General features: G+C 70.4%; 13 protein-coding genes and 2 pseudogenes. 12 read left to right on the top strand and 3 right to left on the bottom strand.

Annotated features, from left to right (window positions below; translation table 11 throughout):
• Positions 1–107: 107 nt before the first annotated feature.
• The 6 genes from gcvPA to ACIHCL_RS32545 are packed head-to-tail and all read left to right on the top strand — an operon-like array spanning position 108 to position 7,462.
• A complete protein-coding gene (gcvPA, locus tag ACIHCL_RS32570) occupies positions 108–1,508 on the top strand; it encodes an aminomethyl-transferring glycine dehydrogenase subunit GcvPA (RefSeq protein WP_399867682.1) in 1,401 nt (466 codons plus the stop codon).
• Positions 1,505–3,202 carry an aminomethyl-transferring glycine dehydrogenase subunit GcvPB gene (gene gcvPB, locus ACIHCL_RS32565; protein WP_399867681.1) on the top strand — a complete coding sequence of 566 codons (1,698 nt, stop codon included), beginning with the start codon at positions 1,505–1,507 and terminating at the stop codon, positions 3,200–3,202. The genes gcvPA and gcvPB overlap by 4 nt, the downstream gene beginning before the upstream one ends.
• A gap of 4 nt (positions 3,203–3,206) precedes the next feature.
• Positions 3,207–4,394 (top strand): ATP-NAD kinase family protein, encoded by a 1,188-nt coding sequence (locus tag ACIHCL_RS32560; protein WP_399867680.1) that lies wholly within the window; start codon positions 3,207–3,209, stop codon positions 4,392–4,394.
• Between the two features lie 26 nt (positions 4,395–4,420).
• On the top strand, positions 4,421–5,188 hold the full coding sequence (locus ACIHCL_RS32555) for an SDR family NAD(P)-dependent oxidoreductase (RefSeq protein ID WP_399867678.1): 768 nt from the start codon (positions 4,421–4,423) through the stop codon (positions 5,186–5,188).
• 5 nt (positions 5,189–5,193) lie between these two features.
• A complete protein-coding gene (locus tag ACIHCL_RS32550; RefSeq protein ID WP_399867676.1) occupies positions 5,194–6,159 on the top strand; it encodes a 3-hydroxyacyl-CoA dehydrogenase family protein in 966 nt (321 codons plus the stop codon).
• Positions 6,152–7,462, top strand: a complete 1,311-nt coding sequence (locus ACIHCL_RS32545; RefSeq protein ID WP_399867675.1) for an MFS transporter — start codon at positions 6,152–6,154, stop codon at positions 7,460–7,462. The genes ACIHCL_RS32550 and ACIHCL_RS32545 overlap by 8 nt, the downstream gene beginning before the upstream one ends.
• Before the next feature lie 622 nt (positions 7,463–8,084).
• On the opposite strand, the gene ACIHCL_RS32540 is transcribed toward ACIHCL_RS32545, so the two are convergent.
• Positions 8,085–8,387 carry a hypothetical protein gene (locus ACIHCL_RS32540; protein WP_399867673.1) on the bottom strand — a complete coding sequence of 101 codons (303 nt, stop codon included), beginning with the start codon at positions 8,385–8,387 and terminating at the stop codon, positions 8,085–8,087.
• Positions 8,388–8,846: 459 nt separating this feature from the next.
• On the opposite strand from ACIHCL_RS32540, the gene ACIHCL_RS32535 reads away from it, so the two are divergent.
• From ACIHCL_RS32535 to ACIHCL_RS32525, 3 genes are all read left to right on the top strand, one after another.
• On the top strand, positions 8,847–10,868 hold the full coding sequence (locus ACIHCL_RS32535) for a discoidin domain-containing protein (protein WP_399867751.1): 2,022 nt from the start codon (positions 8,847–8,849) through the stop codon (positions 10,866–10,868).
• Between the two features lie 334 nt (positions 10,869–11,202).
• Entirely contained in the window at positions 11,203–13,263 is a 2,061-nt protein-coding gene (locus tag ACIHCL_RS32530) for an alpha-galactosidase (protein WP_399867671.1), read from the top strand.
• The gene (locus tag ACIHCL_RS32525; RefSeq protein ID WP_399867669.1) at positions 13,260–14,522 is read left to right on the top strand and encodes an MFS transporter; all 1,263 of its coding nucleotides are present in this window, start codon (positions 13,260–13,262) and stop codon (positions 14,520–14,522) included. The genes ACIHCL_RS32530 and ACIHCL_RS32525 overlap by 4 nt, the downstream gene beginning before the upstream one ends.
• A 294-nt stretch (positions 14,523–14,816) precedes the next feature.
• On the opposite strand, the gene ACIHCL_RS32520 is transcribed toward ACIHCL_RS32525, so the two are convergent.
• A complete protein-coding gene (locus tag ACIHCL_RS32520) occupies positions 14,817–15,452 on the bottom strand; it encodes a TetR/AcrR family transcriptional regulator (RefSeq protein WP_399867667.1) in 636 nt (211 codons plus the stop codon).
• Between the two features lie 61 nt (positions 15,453–15,513).
• Here ACIHCL_RS32520 and ACIHCL_RS32515 point away from each other — a divergent pair, with 61 nt between their 5' ends.
• On the top strand, positions 15,514–16,911 hold the full coding sequence (locus ACIHCL_RS32515) for a GH1 family beta-glucosidase (RefSeq protein WP_399867666.1): 1,398 nt from the start codon (positions 15,514–15,516) through the stop codon (positions 16,909–16,911).
• A gap of 93 nt (positions 16,912–17,004) precedes the next feature.
• Positions 17,005–17,187: pseudogene (locus ACIHCL_RS32510) on the top strand (MoxR family ATPase); the annotation flags it as partial.
• Here ACIHCL_RS32510 and ACIHCL_RS32505 read toward each other — a convergent pair.
• Positions 17,187–17,357 (bottom strand): annotated as a pseudogene (locus ACIHCL_RS32505) (methyltransferase); the annotation flags it as partial. The pseudogenes ACIHCL_RS32510 and ACIHCL_RS32505 sit on opposite strands and share 1 nt — an antisense overlap.
• Before the next feature lie 365 nt (positions 17,358–17,722).
• Between ACIHCL_RS32505 and ACIHCL_RS32500 the strand changes: the two are divergent.
• Positions 17,723–18,609 (top strand): macrolide 2'-phosphotransferase (locus ACIHCL_RS32500; RefSeq protein ID WP_399867664.1); only part of this gene is annotated, 887 nt, incomplete at its 3' end.

Genomic DNA, 18,609 nt, shown 5'->3' with positions numbered 1-18,609 from the left:
TACATCCGGGCTTCCTCGTTCGCTGCTCTGTACAGGTCGGACCGGCGGGAAGCTGTGGCTGACTTCTCGGGTCACCCACTTGGGACCGCGAAAGGCACGGCACACAGATGGGCGCACCACCCGCACACCCGTACATCCCCAACGCAGCGACGGACACCGAGCGCGAGATGCTCAAGGTGATCGGCGTCGCCGACGTCGACGAACTCCTCGCCTCGATCCCCGCGCAGCTGCGCATGAGCCGCCCGCTCGATATCGGGCCACCGCTGACCAGCGAGTACGAGCTGTCCCGCCACATGATGGGCCTGCTCGGCCGGAACGCCACCGTCGATGAGAACCTGTCGTTCCTCGGCATGGGCTGCTACGACCACTGGGTCCCCGCGGTCTGTGGCGAGATCAACGGCCGCGCCGAGTTCCTTACCGCCTACGCCGGCGAGGCCTATGAGGACCACGGCAAGTGGCAGGCCCTCTTCGAGTACGTCTCCTTGATGGCGGAACTCCTGGAGATGGATGTCGTCAACGTCCCCACCTACGACGGCTTCCAGGCCGCCGCGACCGGCCTGCGGATGGCGGGGCGGATCACCGGACGCTCGCGGGTGCTGGTGACGGGGGCAACGCTTCCGGACAAGCTCGGCAAGATCGAGGGCTACCTGGACGGCGTCCTCGCGGTCGACATGCTCCCCGTCGACCCCGCCACCGGTCTGACACGGCCTCAGGAGGTGGCCGCGCGCCTCGGCGACGAGGTCGCCGCGGTCTACCTGGAAACGCCCAACGCCTACGGCGTCCTGGAGCAGCACGCCCGTGAGATCGCGGCTGCAGCGCACCGCGCCGGTGCGATCGTGGTGTGCGGGACCGACCCGCTCGCCCTCGGCTTCGTGGACCCGCCGGCCCGCTGGGGCGCGGACATCGTCTGCGGCGACATCCAGTCCCTCGGCCTGGGGCTCCACTACGGCGGGGCGCACGGGGGATTCATCGCCACCCACGACGACGAGCGGTTCGTCTTCGAGTTCCCCTCCCGGCTCTTCGGCCTCGCGCCGACCCGGAAGGCGGGCGAGCTCGGGTTCTGCGATGTCGCCTACGAGCGCACCTCCCTCGCCCGCCGCGAGGAGGGCATCGAGTGGGTGGGCACGGCCGCCGCCCTGTGGGGCATCACGGCCGGCGTCTACCTCTCCCTGATGGGACCCGGTGGCATGGCCGAGCTCGGGGCCGGGGTCGCGTCCCGCACCCGGTACGCGATGCGCAGCCTCGCCGAGGCCGGAGCCGAGGTGCTGCACGCCGACGCCCCGCACTGGCGCGAGTTCGCCGTCCGCTACCCGGGCCGCACCGTCGCCGAGGTCGACGCGCTGCTGCGGGAGCGCGGGATCTTCGGCGGCGCCGAGCTGCCGTCGTCGCTCCTTCCCGGTACCGGCGGACCGGGGGACGGCGGGACCGCCCTCGTCTGCGTGACGGAGAAGCACACGGCCGCCGACATCGACCGGCTGGCCGGCGAGCTGAAGGAGATCCTGCGATGACCGACCGGGCGACCATCCATGACGAGTCCGCCGGCAGGGCCGCCCCGGCCGGTGCCGCGGACGGCCGGTGGCAGGCGCGCAAGGGACTGCGGCGCGACTACCACGCCCCCCGGTGGGACGAACCCGTCATCTTCGAACTCGACGACCAGGGCCACCGCGGGATCGCGGTCCCCGGTACCGACGACGCTCTCGCCGCCGCCCTGGCCGATGCCCCGGAGGAGGCGGTACGGCGCGCGGACGTGCCCACCCTGCCTCGTGTCGGGCAGTCGCAGGTGCTGCGGCACTACCTCCGCCTGTCGCAGGAGACCCTCGGCGCCGACCTCAACGTCGACATCGGCCAGGGCACCTGCACCATGAAATACAGCCCGAAGGCCAACGAGCGGTTCGTCTCCGCGCCGGGCAGCGCCCGGCTGCACCCGCTCCAGCACCCGTCCACCGTCCAGGGCGTGCTGGAGATCCTCGCCGGGCTCCAGGACATCCTCCGCGAGGTGTCCGGCATGGACGCGGTCTGCCTCCAGGCGGGTGCCGGGTCCGCGGCGATCTACGCCAACGTCAAGACGGTGCAGGCGTACCACCGGGCCCGCGGCGAGCACGAGCAGCGGGACGAGATCATCACCACGATCTTCTCCCACCCGTCCAACGCGGCGACTGCTCGGACCGCCGGATACAAGGTCATCACCCTCTATCCGGACGAGACGGGGTTCCCCGACCTCGACGCGTTGCGCGGAGCCGTCTCGCAGCGCACCGCGGCCCTGTTCATCACCAACCCCGAGGACACGGGCATCTTCAACCCCCGGATCACGGAGTACGTCGAGGCCGTGCACGCGGTCGGCGGGGTCTGCGTGTACGACCAGGCGAACGCCAACGGTCTCCTCGGGATCACCCGGGCCCGCGACGCGGGCTTCGACCTGTGCCACTTCAACCTGCACAAGACGTTCTCCACACCGCACGCCTGCGGTGGTCCTGCGGCGGGCGCGATCGGCGCGACGGACGATCTCGCCCCGTTCCTGCCGGGCCCGCGCCTGGTGCGCGGCGCGGACGGGCTCGGCTGGGAGGACGGCGACACCACGGCAACGGCCTCCGTCCGCCCCTTCTACGGCGTCGTGCCCAACCTGGTCCGCGCCTACGCGTGGGCCAGGGCGCTCGGCGGCGAGGGGTTGCGGAAGGTGGCCGAGACCGCGATCGTCAACAACAACTACGTCTTGGCCTCGCTCGCCGACGTCGACGGTCTCTCCGTGCCGTACGCACAAGGACAGCACCGCATCGAGCAGGTGCGCTACAGCTGGGCGGAGCTGACCGCGGAGACCGGTGTCACCAGCGGTGAGATCGGCGCGCGGATGGCCGACCACGGCATGCACTACTGGACGAGCCACCACCCGTACGTGGTGCCGGAGCCGGTCACCCTCGAACCGACCGAGTCCTACTCCCGGCGCGAACTCGACGAGTACGTCGCAGCGATCAAGCAGACCGCCCACGAGGCCCGGACCGATCCGGAGCTGGTGCGGGCCGCCCCGCACCGCAGCTCGATCCACACCGTCGACGACGAGGCGGTCAGCGACCCGGACACCTGGGCGACCTCCTGGCGCGCCTACCGGCGCAAGTACGAGGGCGAGGTCTTCCCCGAGCCCGAGCGCTGGCGGGCCCCGGCGGGACTGCCCCAGCCACAGCGTCCGCCCAAGGCGAAGCACCGGTGAGCGCATGCCGACCGTAGGACTCCTCGTCAACCCCGTCGCGGGCATCGGCGGCCCGGCCGGGCTGCGGGGCAGCGACGGCGCCGACACCCAGCGCCGTGCCCGCGAGCGCGGCGCGGTCGCGGCCGCACCGCGGCGGGCCCGGGGCGCGCTGGTCGCCCTCATCGAGGCATGGCCCGGCGCCCTGGTGCTCACCGGGGGAGGCGCCCTGGGCGAGGACACGGCCCGGGACGCGGGATGCCGTGTCGGGGTGGTCCACCGGGCTCCGGCGGGCACGACAACCCCCGAGGACACCCGGCGCACCGTCACCGCGCTGCTGGACCGGGGCGTAGACGTCGTCCTCGTCGCGGGCGGCGACGGTACCGCACGGGACGTCGCAGCCGTCTACCGGAGCGCCGCGGGCCCCGCCGGAGCCGACGGCCTGCCCCCGGTCGTCGGCGTGCCCGGCGGCGTGAAGATGCATTCCGGCGTGTTCGCGCGCTCGCCGCGCACCGCGGGACTGCTGGCTGCGGAGGTGCTGCGCGCTGCGGGCGCCGGGCGCGCCGTGCCGACCCGCCAGGCGGAGGTGGTGGACCACGACGAGGAGGCCCGGCGCGCCGGGGTGCTCTCCACATCCCTCCACGGCCACCTGCCCGTCCCGGCCCGGACAGCAGGGTTGCAGGGCGGCAAGGTGGGGGCCGGCCGCTCCGGGGGTGACGCCGCCGGGATCGCGGGGCTCGCCGCCGAGTGCGCCCGCCGGATGCGGGAGCACGACCTGTGGGTACTCGGACCGGGCACGACCGTCGCCGCCGCCGCCCGTGCCCTCGGGGCGCGCAACACCCTGCTCGGGATCGACGTGGTGGACGGCGGGACGACGGTCGGCCGCGATGTGGACGCCCGGCGCCTGGCGGATCTCACCGCCGGACGGCTCCCACGGCTGCTCCTGTCCCCGGTGGGTGGACAGGGCATGATCTTGGGGCGCGGAAACCAGCAGCTGGACGCGGCGTTCCTCGCGCGCCTGCGGCCGGCGGACCTGCTCCTTGCCGCGACGCCCGCGAAGCTGGCGGCGCTCGGCGGCGGACCGTTATGGCTGGACGCCCCGACGCCGGAACTCGGTGATCTCCTCGCCGGTTACCACCGGGTGGTCACCGGGTGGCAGCAGTACGCCGTGATGCCGGTGCGCAGCGCGAACGCGGCTGGAATCGACGCCGCCTGACGATCTCGATGAGGGAAGGACACAAGATGAACGAAGCAGCGACTGCGGCGCGGGGGCGCCCCGTGGCGATGGTCACGGGAGGGGCGGGGAGCTTCGGCTCCGCGAGCTGCCGCCGCTTGGCCGCTGACGGCTTCGCCGTCGCGGTCAGCGACCGGGACCTGGCCGCCGCCGAGCGGACGGCGGCCGGAATCGACGGCGCGTTCGCCGTGGGACTGGACGTCACGGACGCGGATGCCGTTCGGGCGGGTGTCGACGCCGTACTGGGGTGCCACGGCCGCCTCGACGTCGTCGTGAACAACGCGGGCGTCGCCCCGCCGGGGACCATGTCCACCACCGGACTTGAGGCGTTCGACGCCACGCTGGCGATCAACCTGCGTGGCGCCTATCTGGTGACGGCAGCGGCCATGGAGGCGCTGATGGACAGCCCGCGCGCCCGTGTCGTCATGATCGGCTCACGCACGTGGCTGGCCGGCGGCAACCCCGCCTACTCGGCGAGCAAGGCCGGAATGGTGGGCCTGTGCCGGTCGGTGGCGCAGGACCTGGCCCCGACCGGCGGGACGTGCAACGTGGTGGCCCCCGGCCCCGTGGACACCGGGTTCGTCGACGCCATGGACATGGGCGACACCCGGCGCGAGAACTTCGAGCGGTATGCGCGCATGACGCCCCTCGGCCGGGTCGCGACGCCGGAGGACATAGCCTCGGCGGTCGCATTCTTCGCGTCACAGGAAGCCGGCTTCATCACCGGTGAGACGCTCAACGTGGCGGGCGGGCTCCAGCTCGCCCCGAAGCTGTGAGCGCCGTGGGCGCCCTTCCCGGAGGCGGGACGGACGGCGCCGCAACCGCGGCCACGGGTGCCACCACGGCCCCGGACCGGAAAACCTCGACGGTCCCGGACCTCGGTGCCGCCACGCTCCTGGTGCTCGGCGCGGGGAAGATGGGCCTGGGCATTGCGGAACTGGCCGTCTCCCAGGGGCACACCGTCCAGGTCGTCGAGCCGGATCCCGCGTCCGCCCGGCGGGCGCGCGAGCGGCTGGCCGCCGCTTCCCCCGACGGCACCGCGGGCCGGGCTCACGTGGTCGGCGGCCTCGCCGACTGCATCCCCGCGGACATGGTCCTCGAAGCCGTACCCGAAGACCCGGTCCTGAAGACCGAGATCCTGCGGACGGCCGAACGGCTGGTCGCCGACGGCGGCGTTCTCGCGACCAACACCAGCTCGCTGGCGGTCACGGAGATGGCCGCGGCCCTGGATCAGCCGGAACGTTTCTGCGGGATGCACTTCTTTCAACCGGTGCCCACCACGCCGCTCCTGGAGGTGATCCGCACCCCGCAGACCAGCGACGCGGCCGTCGCCACCGCCTCCGCGTGGGCGCGCCACCTCGGCAAGACGGAGATCCGCTGCGCCGACTCCCCGGGCTTCGCCACGAGCCGTCTCGGAGTGGCGATCGGGCTGGAGGCGATGCGAATCGCCGAGGAGGGCATCGCCACACCCGAGGACATCGACACCGGGATGGAACTCGGCTACCGGCACGGTGTCGGACCGCTGCGCATGAGCGACCTGGTCGGCCTCGATGTACGGCTCGCCATCGCCGAACATCTGGCCGCCACCCTCGGACCCCGCTTCGAGCCGCCGCGGATCCTGCGCGACATGGTCTCCGCCGGGCATCTCGGCGAGAAGACCGGCCAGGGATTCTTCCGCTGGCCACACACCCCCGACTCGCCCACCAAGGCGGCCCGTACCAGCGAAGGCGGAAGACCTCATGACTGACACGACCCCCAGAACGGCCAACGACACGCCACGGCGCACCGTCTCACCCCACAAGGTGGCCTTCGCCAGCTTCATCGGCACCAGCATCGAGTGGTACGACTTCTTCCTCTACGGCACGGCGTCCGCGCTCGTCTTCGGAGACCTGTTCTTCCCCACCGGCGACCGGCTGATCAGCACGCTGCTGGCGTTCGCCACCTTCGGCGTGGGATTCGCCGCCCGACCCATCGGCGGCGCGGTCTTCGGCAGCCTCGGCGACAAGCTGGGCCGTAAGAAAGTCCTGGTCGTGACGCTGCTGGTGATGGGCGCAGCGACCGCGGCGATCGGCCTGCTGCCCACCTACGGGCAGATCGGGGTGGCCGCGCCGATCCTGCTGGTGCTCCTGCGCCTCGTCCAGGGCTTCGGGGTCGGCGGCGAGTGGGGCGCGGCCGCACTGATGGCCGTCGAGCACGCGCCCAAGGGCCGCCGGGCGTTCTTCGGGAGCATGCCGCAGATGGGCGTGCCCGCGGGCACGATCCTGTCGACGGGTGCCTTCGTGCTCATCAACCGCATGGACGAGCAGGCATTCCTCTCCTGGGGCTGGCGCATCCCGTTCCTCGCGAGCTTCCTGCTGGTCATCGTGGGGCTGCTGATCCGAGTCTCGGTGGAAGAATCCCCTGAGTTCGAGAAGCTGGTGAAGGAGAAGAAGCAGGTCGCGATGCCGCTGCGCGCCGCGGTCCGCGGCCACTGGCGTGTCATCCTGCTCGCGGGCGGCATGCGGTTCTCGGAGAACTCCGTGTTCTACGTCGTCACCGTCTTCCTGCTCAGCTACGGCACCACCGCGCTCGGCCTCGAACGCGCTGCGCTGCTCAACGCGGCGCTCATAGCGGCGTTCGTGGAGATCCTGACGATCCCGTACTTCGGGGCCGTTTCGGCCCGCTTCGGCGCACGGCGGATGTACCTGTCCGCGGCGGCGCTTTCGGTGCTGCTGGCGTTCCCGTTCTTCCTCACCGTCAACACCGGCAACATGGTGGCCGTCACGATTGCCATGATCGTCACCATCGTCGTGGCCTGTGTGATGTACGCGCTGCAGCCCTCGATGATGGGCTCGCTGTTCCCGGCGGAGGTGCGCTCCAGCGCGGTGTCGATCGGATACCAGATCGCCGCAGTGTTCGCGGGCGGTCTGTCCCCGTTCATCGCGACCGGCCTGTACGCCTGGTCGGGCGAGCAGTGGTGGCCCATCGCGGCCTACATGGCGGTCATGGGGCTCATCACCTGGATCTGCACCCACCTCGCCACGAAGCGGTACGGCGGCCATCTCACCTGACCGCTCCTGCGGGCCCGTGCGGCACGGAGCCGGCGCGTCCGTGCCCTGGGCCGCCCCGGTGGTCCTCCGGGATCCGCCCCTGATGCCCCGGTCCGCCCCTCGCCGCTCCGGCCCCGGCCGCCCGCAGCGCTGCGAGGGAGCGGGCCCGGCCCATGCGATCTCCTCGTATCGGCGCGGGCCGGGGCTGGGCTGAGTTGGCCGTTCGCCCAATGGTGGCGCGGGGGTTGTAGAAGCCTTCGGCGTAACCGAAGAATGCCTGCTCCGTGTGGTGTCGGCCGGTTGAACCCGCCCCCACCCCGACGACCCACCTCCCTCACCGACAGCGGGTCGTCCGCAGCGTTGGCATCTTCAGGAGACCGATTCATCCGGGTGCTCAGAAGACGCACGGCCACGGGCACGTCGCAAGAGGTGCCTCGCCAGCAACATCACCCAGAACACCAGAAAGAGCGCCGCGACAACCCTCACCCAGGGGGCAGTGGCGCTACTGGCTGCTGTCGACCCATAGAACACGATGCTCAAGCACATCCCACCCGGGCCGGCGAAGAACTCGGCCCTCGGATTTCGTGACATCCCCCCTCCTCCTGCTCTCCCACATCTCCGCCCGCGCCGCTCCTGACCCTACTCAGGATCCGTCCCACATTCCCAGACGCTTGAGCCGGCGCTGCCGGAGTCGCTCTGCGCCGGCCGTGAGAGCAAAGAGAAGTCCCGTGATCAGCCCGCCGAGCACGGCGAGCAGGGGGCTATCGGCTTCGTCCTCAGGCGACACCATCAGGAAGAAGAGCGCGAAGGGGATGGCCAGACAGAGACCGACACTGATCGGGTGCCGGGCCCCCCACTTCTGGATCGGAGTCGGACGCTGCTGTCCACCCAGGGCCCGATCCACAGCCCAGAACGCATCACCCAGAGACCGCCGCCAGTTCGCCACGGCAGAAGATTAGGGCAGCCCGGTCGGCAGCTCTGCCGGGCTGTCATCTTGCTGGGAGACTTCCGGTCGATACGGCGGCTCAGCGCTTGTAGAAGTTGACGTCCGTTGTGGAAGTCGCTTCGCCACAGCAAGGCAGTGCCCTCGCAAGCCAGATGGTAAGCCGTGTCGGCTTTCATGCGGTCGTCCGCGTCGATGACCCGGCAGGGAGGCGATGTTGCGCTCTCGGAATGCCAGTGAGCGGAACGGCAGCCGGAATCGGCACCCCGGCTCCCGGGTGTGCGAGCACCCCGTCTCCGGTGGCGCGCTCTTCTCCGTTTCCGGGCGACAGCCCTCGTCGAGGGGTTGGCGTTGCGGGCTCGGGTGCCTAACGTATGAGCGGAACATGAGCCCAACTCACATTTAAGGATTCATGTGATGATCACGGTTCAACCTCCGCGCCACAGACGCAGATCCCTCACGATGGTGTTGCTGCTCCTCACCGCGATGGCCCTGGCGCTCGGTCCGATACCCAGCTCCGCGGCGGAGTCCGGCTGGTGGAATCCGACCGCGCGGCCCGCGCCCGACTCGCAGATCAACGTCACGGGCGAGCCCTTCAAGGGCACCGACGCCCAAGGGCGTGTCAGGGGCTTCGCCGACGTCCACGACCACATCATGTCCAACGAGGGCTTCGGCGGCCGGCTGATCTGCGGCAAGCCGTTCTCGGAGCAGGGTGTCGCCGACGCGCTCAAGGACTGCCCCGAGCACTACCCGGACGGCACGCTCGCCATCTTCGACTTCATCACCAAGGGCGGCGACGGCAAGCACGATCCCGACGGGTGGCCCACATTCAAGGACTGGCCCGCCCACGACTCGCTGACCCACCAGCAGAACTACTACGCCTGGATCGAGCGGGCGTGGCGCGGTGGCCAGCGGGTGCTGGTCAACGACCTGGTCACCAACGGCGTGATCTGCTCGGTCTACTTCTTCAAAGACCGCGGCTGCGACGAAATGACCGCCATCCGTCTTGAGGCGCAGAAGTCGTACGACATGCAGGCCTTCATCGACAAGATGTACGGCGGCCCGGGCAAGGGCTGGTTCCGGATCGTCACCGACAGCACGCAGGCCCGCGAGGTCATCGAGCAGGGCAAGCTGGCCGTCGTCCTGGGGGTCGAGACTTCCGAGCCGTTCGGCTGCAAGCAGATCCTGGACGTCGCACAGTGCGGAAAGGAGGACATCGACCGCGGCCTGGACGAGCTGTATGAATTGGGTGTGCGCAGCATGTTCCTGTGCCACAAGTTCGACAACGCCCTGTGCGGGGTGCGCTTCGACTCCGGCGCCCTCGGTACGGCCATCAACGCGGGCCAGTTCCTGTCGACCGGCACCTTCTGGAAGACGGAGACCTGCCGCGGCCCGCAGCACGACAACCCCATCGGTAACGCGAAGGCGCCTGAGGCCGAGAAGCTGTTGCCGGCGGGGGTGTCCGTCCCCACGTACGCCTCGGACGCGCAGTGCAACACCCGCGGGCTGACCGACCTGGGTGAGTACGCGGTGCGCGGCATGATGAATCGCGGCATGATGCTGGAGCTCGACCACATGAGCGTCAAGGCCGCGGGCCGGGCCTTGGACATCCTGGAATCCGAGTCGTACCCGGGCGTCATCTCCTCGCACAGCTGGATGGACCTGGGCTGGGCCGAGCGGCTCTACAAGCTCGGCGGATTCGCCGGCCAGTACATGAGCGGCTCCGAGGAGTTCAGCGCGGGGGCCAGGCGCACGGACGCGCTGCGCGAGAAGTACGGGGTCGGCTACGGCTACGGCACCGACATGAACGGAGTCGGCGGCTGGCCGGGCCCGCGGGGCGGGGACACCCCGAACCCGGTGAAATACCCCTTCCGCAGCACGGACGGCGGCTCGGTGATCGACAAGCAGACCACCGGCGGGCGCACATGGGACTTCAACACCACCGGCGCCGCGCACTACGGCATGGTCCCGGACTGGATCGAGGACATCCGGATCGTCGGCGGCCAGAAGGTGGTGGACGACCTCTTCGCGGGCGCCGAATCCTACCTCCGCACCTGGGGGAACTCCGAGAAGCACAAGTCCGGGGAGAACCTGGCCTCGGGCGCGGCAGCCTCGGCGTCCTCGTCGGAGTGGTGGAACCTGTTCGTCAGCTTCGCGCCCAGCCGGGCCGTGGACGGCGACACGGGCACCCGCTGGGCCAGCGAGTGGAACGACGACCAGTGGCTGCGGATCGACCTCGGATCCACGAACCCGGTCAAGCGCGTCACCCTCGACTGGGAGGCGGCGTACGCGAAGTCGTACCGTGTCGAGCTGTCGGAAGACGGCACGAACTGGAAGACGGTGTGGTCCACGACCACCGGTGACGGCGGCCTGGACACGGCGCGGTTCGCCGGAACTCGCGCGCGCCATGTACGGGTCCAAGGGCTGGAGCGCGGCACCCAGTGGGGCTACTCGCTCCGAGAGGTCGGCGTCTACAGCGACTGACGGGCTCATAGCGACTGACGGCACCAGTGCGGCGGTGTCCACGGCCGGGGCCGGCCGGATCAGCTCTCCTGATCCGGCCGGCCCCGGCCGGTTTCCCGGCGCGTTCGCAGCCCGCGCCGCGCAGCCCGCGGGGAATCACGCGCCGCGCATTCGGCCACCGCCCATCCCCGAGAGACCCTCACGCCCGACGGCCGGAATCGGCGCCCCTCCTCCCGGACGTGCGAGGGCCCCGCTGGAGCGATCTTCGACAGCCCTCGTCAGGGGGTTGGCCTTGCGGGCTCGCTTGCCTAACGTATGGACAGAACATGAGCCAAGCTCACATTTAAGGATTCGCGTGATCACTCACCACTCCGAAGCCCGCCTCTGGCTCCTGAGTACTCCCGGCACCTCCTACGCCTTCCGGCTGGACGCCGACGACGTCCCCCGGCACGTGCACTGGGGCCGGCCCCTGACCCTGGAGCAGGCCGTCGCAATCGCGGCCGACCTGCCCGCCGAGGACCCCGGTGGCGACGACCCCGGCGGTGAGGAGTACGCGGTCGAGGGCGGCCTGCGCTTCGGGGCGCCGTCGCTGATCGTCCGGTTCGACGACGCCGTACGCGGCTTCGAGTGGCGGTTCGTCTCGCACACGGTCGAGGACGACCGGCTCACACTCTCCTTCACCGACCGTGTCCGCTCCCTCGGTCTCGACCTGCACTACCGGATCCGGGACGGCCATGACCAGATCGAGCGCTGGGCCGTCCTCACCGCCAAGGAGCCGGTGGACGTCCTGCGGTTCGACTCCGCCGCCTGGACGCTGCCCGCCCGCGACGACTACCGGGTCAGCCATGTGGTGGGGGAATGGGGCCGGGAGTTCCAGCTCCGGCGCGACCGGGTGCCCGTCGGGGAGACCGTGTTCACCAGCCGCCTCGGCATCACGGGACAGCACGCCGGACCCTGGCTGATGCTCGACGCGCATGACGCCGCCGAGGAGCACGGCGAGGTCTGGAGCGCGGCCCTGGCCTGGAGCGGCAGCCGCCGGATCACACTGCGCCGCGACCCCTGCGGCCGCGCCTCCTGGACAGGCGGGTTCGGCCACGAGGGTCTGGTCTGGAAGCTGCTCCCCGGCGAGCGTCTGGAGACCCCCGTCTTCACCGGGCTGTATGCCCCCGACGGCTTCGGCGGCACCAGCCGCCGCTGGCACGCCTACGTCGAAGACCAGGTGCTGCCCGCCCGGCCGGCCGAACGCCCACTGATCTTCAACTCGTGGGAGGCGACCGAGTTCGACATCACCGAGCAACAGCAGACCGAGCTGGCCGAGCTGGCCGCGGGTCTCGGCGTCGAGGTCTTCGTCGTGGACGACGCCTGGTTCGGCGCCCGCACCAGCGACATGGCCGGGCTCGGCGACTGGTGGCCCAACCCCGACCGCTTCCCGGACGGCCTGGGCCCGCTCGCCGACCATGTCCGCGCGCTGGGCATGGGCTTCGGCCTGTGGGTCGAGCCCGAGGCGGTCAACCCCGACAGCGACCTCTTCCGTGCGCACCCCGACTGGATCCTCCGCCAGGACGGCCGTACCCGCACGCAGCGTCGCAACCAGCACGTGCTCAACTTCGCCCGCCGCGACGTCCGCGAGTGGGCGATCGAATGGCTGGTCAGGACCGTCACCGAGCTGGACCTCGTCTTCCTCAAATGGGACATGAACCGGCCCTTCAGTGAGGCCGGGCAGCCTGGGGCCGCCGATCCCGACCGGGTCTGGATCGGGCACACGCGAGGCGTCTACGAGGTGATGGACCAGCTGCGCGCCGCGCGTCCCGGCCTGTACCTGGAGTCGTGCGCGGGCGGCGGTGGCCGGGCCGACCTGGGCGTGCTGGCCTACGCGGACCAGGTCTGGACGTCCGACAACACCGATGCCGCCGACCGGGTCGCGATCCAGCACGGACACTGCCAGCTGCTGCCCGCCCGGACCATGGGCGCCTGGGTCACCGACAGCCCGAACAGCTTCACCGCCCGCCCGACCTCGGTCCGGTACCGCTTCCACGTCTCGATGGCCGGGGCGATGGGCATCGGCGGCGACCTGCGGAACTGGAGCGAGGAGGATCTGGCGTGGTCCCGGATGCTGGTCGAGCAGTACAAACGGATCCGGCCCGTGGTGCACGGCGGCGTCCAGTACCGCTTGGAGCACCACGCCGTGCAGTACCTCACCGAGGACGAGGTCGTCGTCTTCCAGTTCCAGCCGTCCGCACTGACCCGCACGGCCGCGCGTACCCGCTTGAAGGGCCTTGACCCCGACGCCCGCTACCGGGACGAGACCACCGGCGCCGTGCACGAGGGCGCCGTCCTGCTCAGCCACGGTCTCCCGCCGCTGCTGTCCTTCGACTGGACGAGCGAGCTCACCCACCTCAAGAGAGTGCCCCGATGACCCTCGCCCCCGAACGGCCCGAGGCCCTCGCCGAGCCGACCCGCAAGGTCGGCTCCGGCTGGATCGCCCTGTACGTCCTGGCCAACATCGGGATGTTCGTCCCGATGCAGGCGCCGACCACGTTCCTGATGCCCGCGCAGATCGCCCAGATCGACCCGGCGGGGAAGGTCGGCAGTTACGCCTGGGTCAGCATGATGGGCGCGATCTCGGGAATAGTCATCGCGCCGCTGGCCGGCGCGCTCAGCGACCGCACCACCAGCCGGTTCGGCCGCCGCCGACCGTGGCTGATCGCGGGCTCGCTGGTCTGCATGGCGGCACTGGCCTGCATCGGCGTCCAGACGACGGTCGCCGGAGTCGCGCTCGGCTCTCTCGTGCTGTCCGCCTCCTTCATGGTCATCGGTGCCGGGCTCTCCCCGGTGGTGCCCGACCAGGTCCCGGTCGGACAGCGCGGTGTGGTGCTGGGCTGGGCCATGGTCCCGCAGGCCGGCAGCATGATCGCGGGCGGTCTCCTGCTCGGGCTGGTCACGGGCTTCCCCGCGCAGTACCTGCTGATGGCCTCGTTGCCGCTGCTGATACTGCTGTTCGCGACCGCCATGAAGGACCCGCCGCTCCCCCGCCGGCACCGCGAGCCGTTCTCGCCGCGTACCTTCCTGCACAGCTACCGGATCAGCCCGCGCGAGCACCCCAGCTTCGTCTGGGCGATGAGTTCCCGGTTCATCATGGGGCTGGGCTACGGCCTGGGCACGCTCTACATGCCGTACTTCCTGGACGACGTCCTGCACTACGAGCAGTTGTTCCCCGGTCAGTCCACCGAAGACGGCCTGCTCATCGTGATCGGCGTCAACTGCCTGGCCACGATCTCGACGGTCGTCCTCAGCGGCTGGCTGTCCGACAAGCTGGGCAAGCGCCGCATGCTGGTCTTCCTCGGCGGCGTCACGATGGCCGTCGCCGCGATCCCACTCGCGCTGTCGCCCACGTGGACCATGACGCTGGTCGCAGCCGTCATCCTGGGCCTGGGCTACGGCGTGTACCTGGCCGTCGACACCGCCCTGGTCACCGAGGTGCTCCCTGCCTCGGCGGACCGCGGCAAGGACATGGCCCTGGCCAACCTGATGACTTCCCTGCCCTACGTTCTGGCTCCCCCGATCGCCTCGATCGTGCTCGGCAGTCCGGGGGGATACCGCTCGCTCTTCCTCTGCTCCGCGGCCATGTCCGCGCTGGGCGCGGTACTGGTCTGGAGAGTCAAGGGCGTCCGTTAGCGCTCAGGAGCGCGGCGGCGCCCTCCGGCAGCACGTCGGTGATTCGCTCGACGTGACCACGGCAGCGCCCGAGGGGCCCCAGCCGTTCGCGCTTTCGGTCGCGAAACACGCCTCGAACACCACCTCGTAACCAGTGCCGCGGCAGGCGACGTTTGCCCGTCAAGGAGCGCGTCCGGTGCGTGCTCTCGGTGTGCCGGCCGGAAGCCCTCGTACTGGACGTACTTGGGATTTCGGCCGGTGCGGCGAGAGGGCGTGCCGGGCGTCGCGACGGGACGAACGTTGCCTGATGCGAAACTAGTTGCCAGGGGGCCGGAGTCGATCGTTCAGATAGCTGTCAAGGACTCGTTTGCACTCGGCGATCAGCTGGGAATCGCCCTGCGGATCGGTACGGAAGGCCAGTTTCAGCACGCTGTCCGCGCACTCCAGGGCCACCCGCACAGCGATCTCAAGTTCGGCGTTGCCCTGGACCCCGGTCAGGGTGGCTGTCAGCGCGCGCAGCCGTTCGGCGACCGCGGTGTTGTTGTCCAGGGCCGGCTCCAAGATGTGGTCCTGTCCCGCCGCGCCGAAGTCGACCACGCCGAAACCGGTGATCGTCCGGCGCATGGTGACGAACTCGTCGACGGTCACATCCACGATGCCCGAGATGTCTTCGGGCTTCTCGCGCTCCAGCCGGGCCGCGACCCGCTCCAAGAAGGTCTCCAGATTGCGGGCGGCGAGCGCGGCGATCAGCCCCTCCCTGTCGGAGAAGAACTGGTAAAGGGTGCCGATGGGCACCTCGGCTCTGCGGGCCACCTCCTTGGTGGTCAGCGCGGCATAGCCGACCTCGTCCAGGAGTTCGGCGCAGGCGTCCAGCAGCCGTTCGAAGCGTTCGGCGCTGCGCTTCTGGACTGGCAGCCGGCGCAGCGTCCCTGCGGTGCGATCTCGATTCACGCTTCCATCATCCCATCGGACGCACTAACATGAGCCCTACTCATGTTTCGGGAGGTTGGGCGTGACACTGGACCATCTGTCCGCGGACTTCATCTGGGGCGCCTCGACGGCGTCGTATCAAATCGAGGGCGCCACCAAGGAGGACGGCCGCGGACCGTCGGTATGGGACACCTTCACGGCCCGCCCCGATAGAGTCCGCGACGGGCACACCGGTGACGTGGCCTGCGACCACTACCACCGGTACGAGGAGGACCTCGCGCTGATGGCCGAGGCGGGCCTCACCGGCTACCGCTTCTCCATCGCCTGGCCCCGGATCCAGCCGACCGGTAAAGGTGAGGTCAACCCCCAGGGCCTGGACTTCTACGACCGGCTGGTCGACGGTCTGCTCGCACGCGGCATCGAACCTGTCCCGACCCTGTTCCACTGGGACCTCCCACAGGGCCTCGAGGACGGCGGCGGCTGGCTGGACCGCGACACCGCGCACCGCTTCGCCGAGTACGCCGCCATCATGGCCGACGAGCTGGGCGACCGCGTCCAGAAGTGGATCACACTCAACGAGCCGTTCATCCACATGGTCTGGGGCTACGGCCTCGGCACCCACGCGCCGGGCCGCACCCTGTTCCTGGACTGCCTGCCGGTCGCCCACCATCAGCTGCTCGGCCACGGCCTGGCGCTGAGAGAGCTGCGGGCACGCGGCCTCCAGGTGATGATCGCCAACAACTGCACCCCGGTGTGGCCCGCCTCGGACGCTCCCGCCGACCGCGCCGCCGCGCAGGCCTATGACAACCTGCACAACCGCCTGTTCAACGACCCGATCCTCACGGGCACCTACCCCGACCTGTCGGCCTTCGGCGCGGACGCCACCCTCGGCGGCTCCATCCGGGACGGCGATCTCGAACTGATCTCGGCCCCCCTCGACGCGCTCGGCATCAACTACTACAACCCGACCCGGATCCAGGCACCGGCGTCCGAGGGGCTGCCGTTCGAAGAGGCCCCCATTGAGGGCTACCGCCGCACCGCCTTCGACTGGCCCGTCGTCCCCGACGGTCTACGGGAACTGCTCGTCGGCCTGGGGGAGCGCTACCCGGCACTCCCGCCGGTCTACATCACCGAGAACGGCTGCTCGGTCAAGGACGTCATCACCGCGGACGGCACCATTCCCGACCTCGACCGCATCGACTACTTGCACACCCACCTCCAGGCCGTCGACGCCGCCGTGGCCCAGGGCGTGGACGTACGCGGCTACTTCACCTGGACCCTGATGGACAACTTCGAATGGGCCGAGGGCTTCCACCAGCGCTTCGGTCTCGTCTACGTCGACCACGACACCCAGGTCCGCACCCCGAAGGCGTCCTTCGCGTGGTACCGCGACCTCATCCGCGCTCAGCGGGGTCGGGAGTGCGCGGAAACCGGCGGATCCCGCGCCGGCGGGGCGTCCCGTCCGGACGCCGTACGATAAACGAGCTGCGTCGTGCTGTCCGGCGCGTCCACACTGTTCGCGCGCATCGAACAGTCCGGGCGCACCGGGCATCACCCGTTTCAGGAGTTCTGCGTGCAGGCAACCGTCACCGTCACGCCCGCCCGCGTCCCCGAGTTGCTGCTCGGCCTCGCCACCGTGCGCCCCGTCTTCCTGCGGGGTGCTCCCGGCATCGGCAAGTCGTCCCTCGTGCGGAACTTCGCCGCGTCCCTCGGCCTCGAATGCGTCAGCCTGCTCGGTACGCAGCTCGCACCCGAGTCGCCGCGCCACAGCAGCGCCGTACCTTCGCAGGCCAGCCGGTAGGCGGTGTCGGCCTTCGTACGGTCGTCCGCGACAACGACCAGGCTGGGAAGCGGTGTGGCACTCTCGGAATGCCAGCGGGCGGATCGGGCGGTGTGGGATTCGGTCCAGTGCATCGTGGACACCATGTACTCCTTGTGATCGAACGTGCAGGGGCACGAAGAACACTTCGACGAGGAGCAGGAGAAACGGCCCGTGCTACAACACGGGCGCGAGTGTCAGGGCAGGCAGGGCTACCGCTCCCGCGTCGAAGCGCGGGAGGAGAAGTCGCCGAGAACCATGCCGAGCGTCACGACCAGCCCTTTCAGAGAGATGGCGTAAGAGGCTTGCACAGCCCTCTCCCCACAGGCAAACCAGGGTGAGCGCAAGGTTGATCTGGCAAATGAGGATGGTTGAGGAGTAGGCCGTGTCGCTCCGGAGCAGCCCCTCGGTGGCATGGCTGGTGAGGGGAGAAAACTGGAAGTGGCGTAGGCGCAGGTGAGAACGTGGTCCCATGAGCACGATCGACGACGTCATCGCTCTGGCCGCCACCCACGGCCCGCACCTGTCCGCGCAGGACGCCACCGTGAACGAGGCGGGCCTGGACTACCGCGTCGTCATGGCCTCCGACGCGACCGGCCAGAGGTGGGTGCTGCGCGTACCGCGCCGCGCCGACGTCTCCGAGGGCATGGCCGCCGAGACGCGCATCCTCGACCTGGTCGCCCCCGCCCTGGCCGAGGACGGCGTCGCGGTCCCCGACTGGCAGGTCCGCTCCCCCGAGCTGATCGCCTACCCGGCCCTGCCCGGCGCCCCGGGCCTGACCCTGACCGACGCCGGGGAGCCTAACTGGCACATGGACCCTGCCAGCCCGGACTACGCCGAGCGACTGGGGCGTCTGCTGGCCCGTCTGCACTCCATCACCCCGGAGCAGGCCGAGGCCGCGCGCGTCGAGGTCCGCACCTCCGCCCAGGTACGTCAGGCGTGGCGGGACGACGTCGCCCGCGTGAGCGAGGCATTCACTGTCTCCCCCGCCCTGACCGAGGCCTGGCTCGAGGACGACACCTGCTGGCCCGAGCAGACCGTGATGACCCACGGCGAGATCTACCCCGCGCACGTGCTGTTCGACGAGGAGGGCACGATCACCGGGGTCCTGGACTGGACCACCGCCCGCGTGGACGACCCCGCCCGTGACCTGTCCGCCCAGTACGGCGCCGCGGGCGAGGAGATGCTCCAGGCCACCCTCACCGCGTACGAGCAGGCGGGCGGGCACGTCCACCCCGGCCTGGCAGCCCAGGCGAAGCACCTGTGGGACGCCTCCCCGATCGGGTACGCCCTGTACGCGCTGACCACCGGCGCCGAGACCGACCTGGCCACCGCGGCGGCGATGCTGAACCCCGAGGC

It is taken from the genome of Streptomyces sp. NPDC052042 (assembly GCF_044548345.1).
In the GTDB taxonomy this organism is placed as follows: Bacteria; Actinomycetota; Actinomycetes; order Streptomycetales; family Streptomycetaceae; genus Streptomyces.
This window is presented reverse-complemented; position numbering and strand designations above follow the sequence as displayed.

Coding starts and splice junctions, on each gene's coding strand:
- gcvPA (WP_399867682.1), top strand. CDS start 108: ATGGGCGCACCACCCGCACACCCGTACATCCCCAACGCAGCGACGGAC.
- ACIHCL_RS32535 (WP_399867751.1), top strand. CDS start 8,847: ATGGTGTTGCTGCTCCTCACCGCGATGGCCCTGGCGCTCGGTCCGATA.
- ACIHCL_RS32560 (WP_399867680.1), top strand. CDS start 3,207: ATGCCGACCGTAGGACTCCTCGTCAACCCCGTCGCGGGCATCGGCGGC.
- ACIHCL_RS32555 (WP_399867678.1), top strand. CDS start 4,421: ATGAACGAAGCAGCGACTGCGGCGCGGGGGCGCCCCGTGGCGATGGTC.
- ACIHCL_RS32525 (WP_399867669.1), top strand. CDS start 13,260: ATGACCCTCGCCCCCGAACGGCCCGAGGCCCTCGCCGAGCCGACCCGC.
- gcvPB (WP_399867681.1), top strand. CDS start 1,505: ATGACCGACCGGGCGACCATCCATGACGAGTCCGCCGGCAGGGCCGCC.
- ACIHCL_RS32545 (WP_399867675.1), top strand. CDS start 6,152: ATGACTGACACGACCCCCAGAACGGCCAACGACACGCCACGGCGCACC.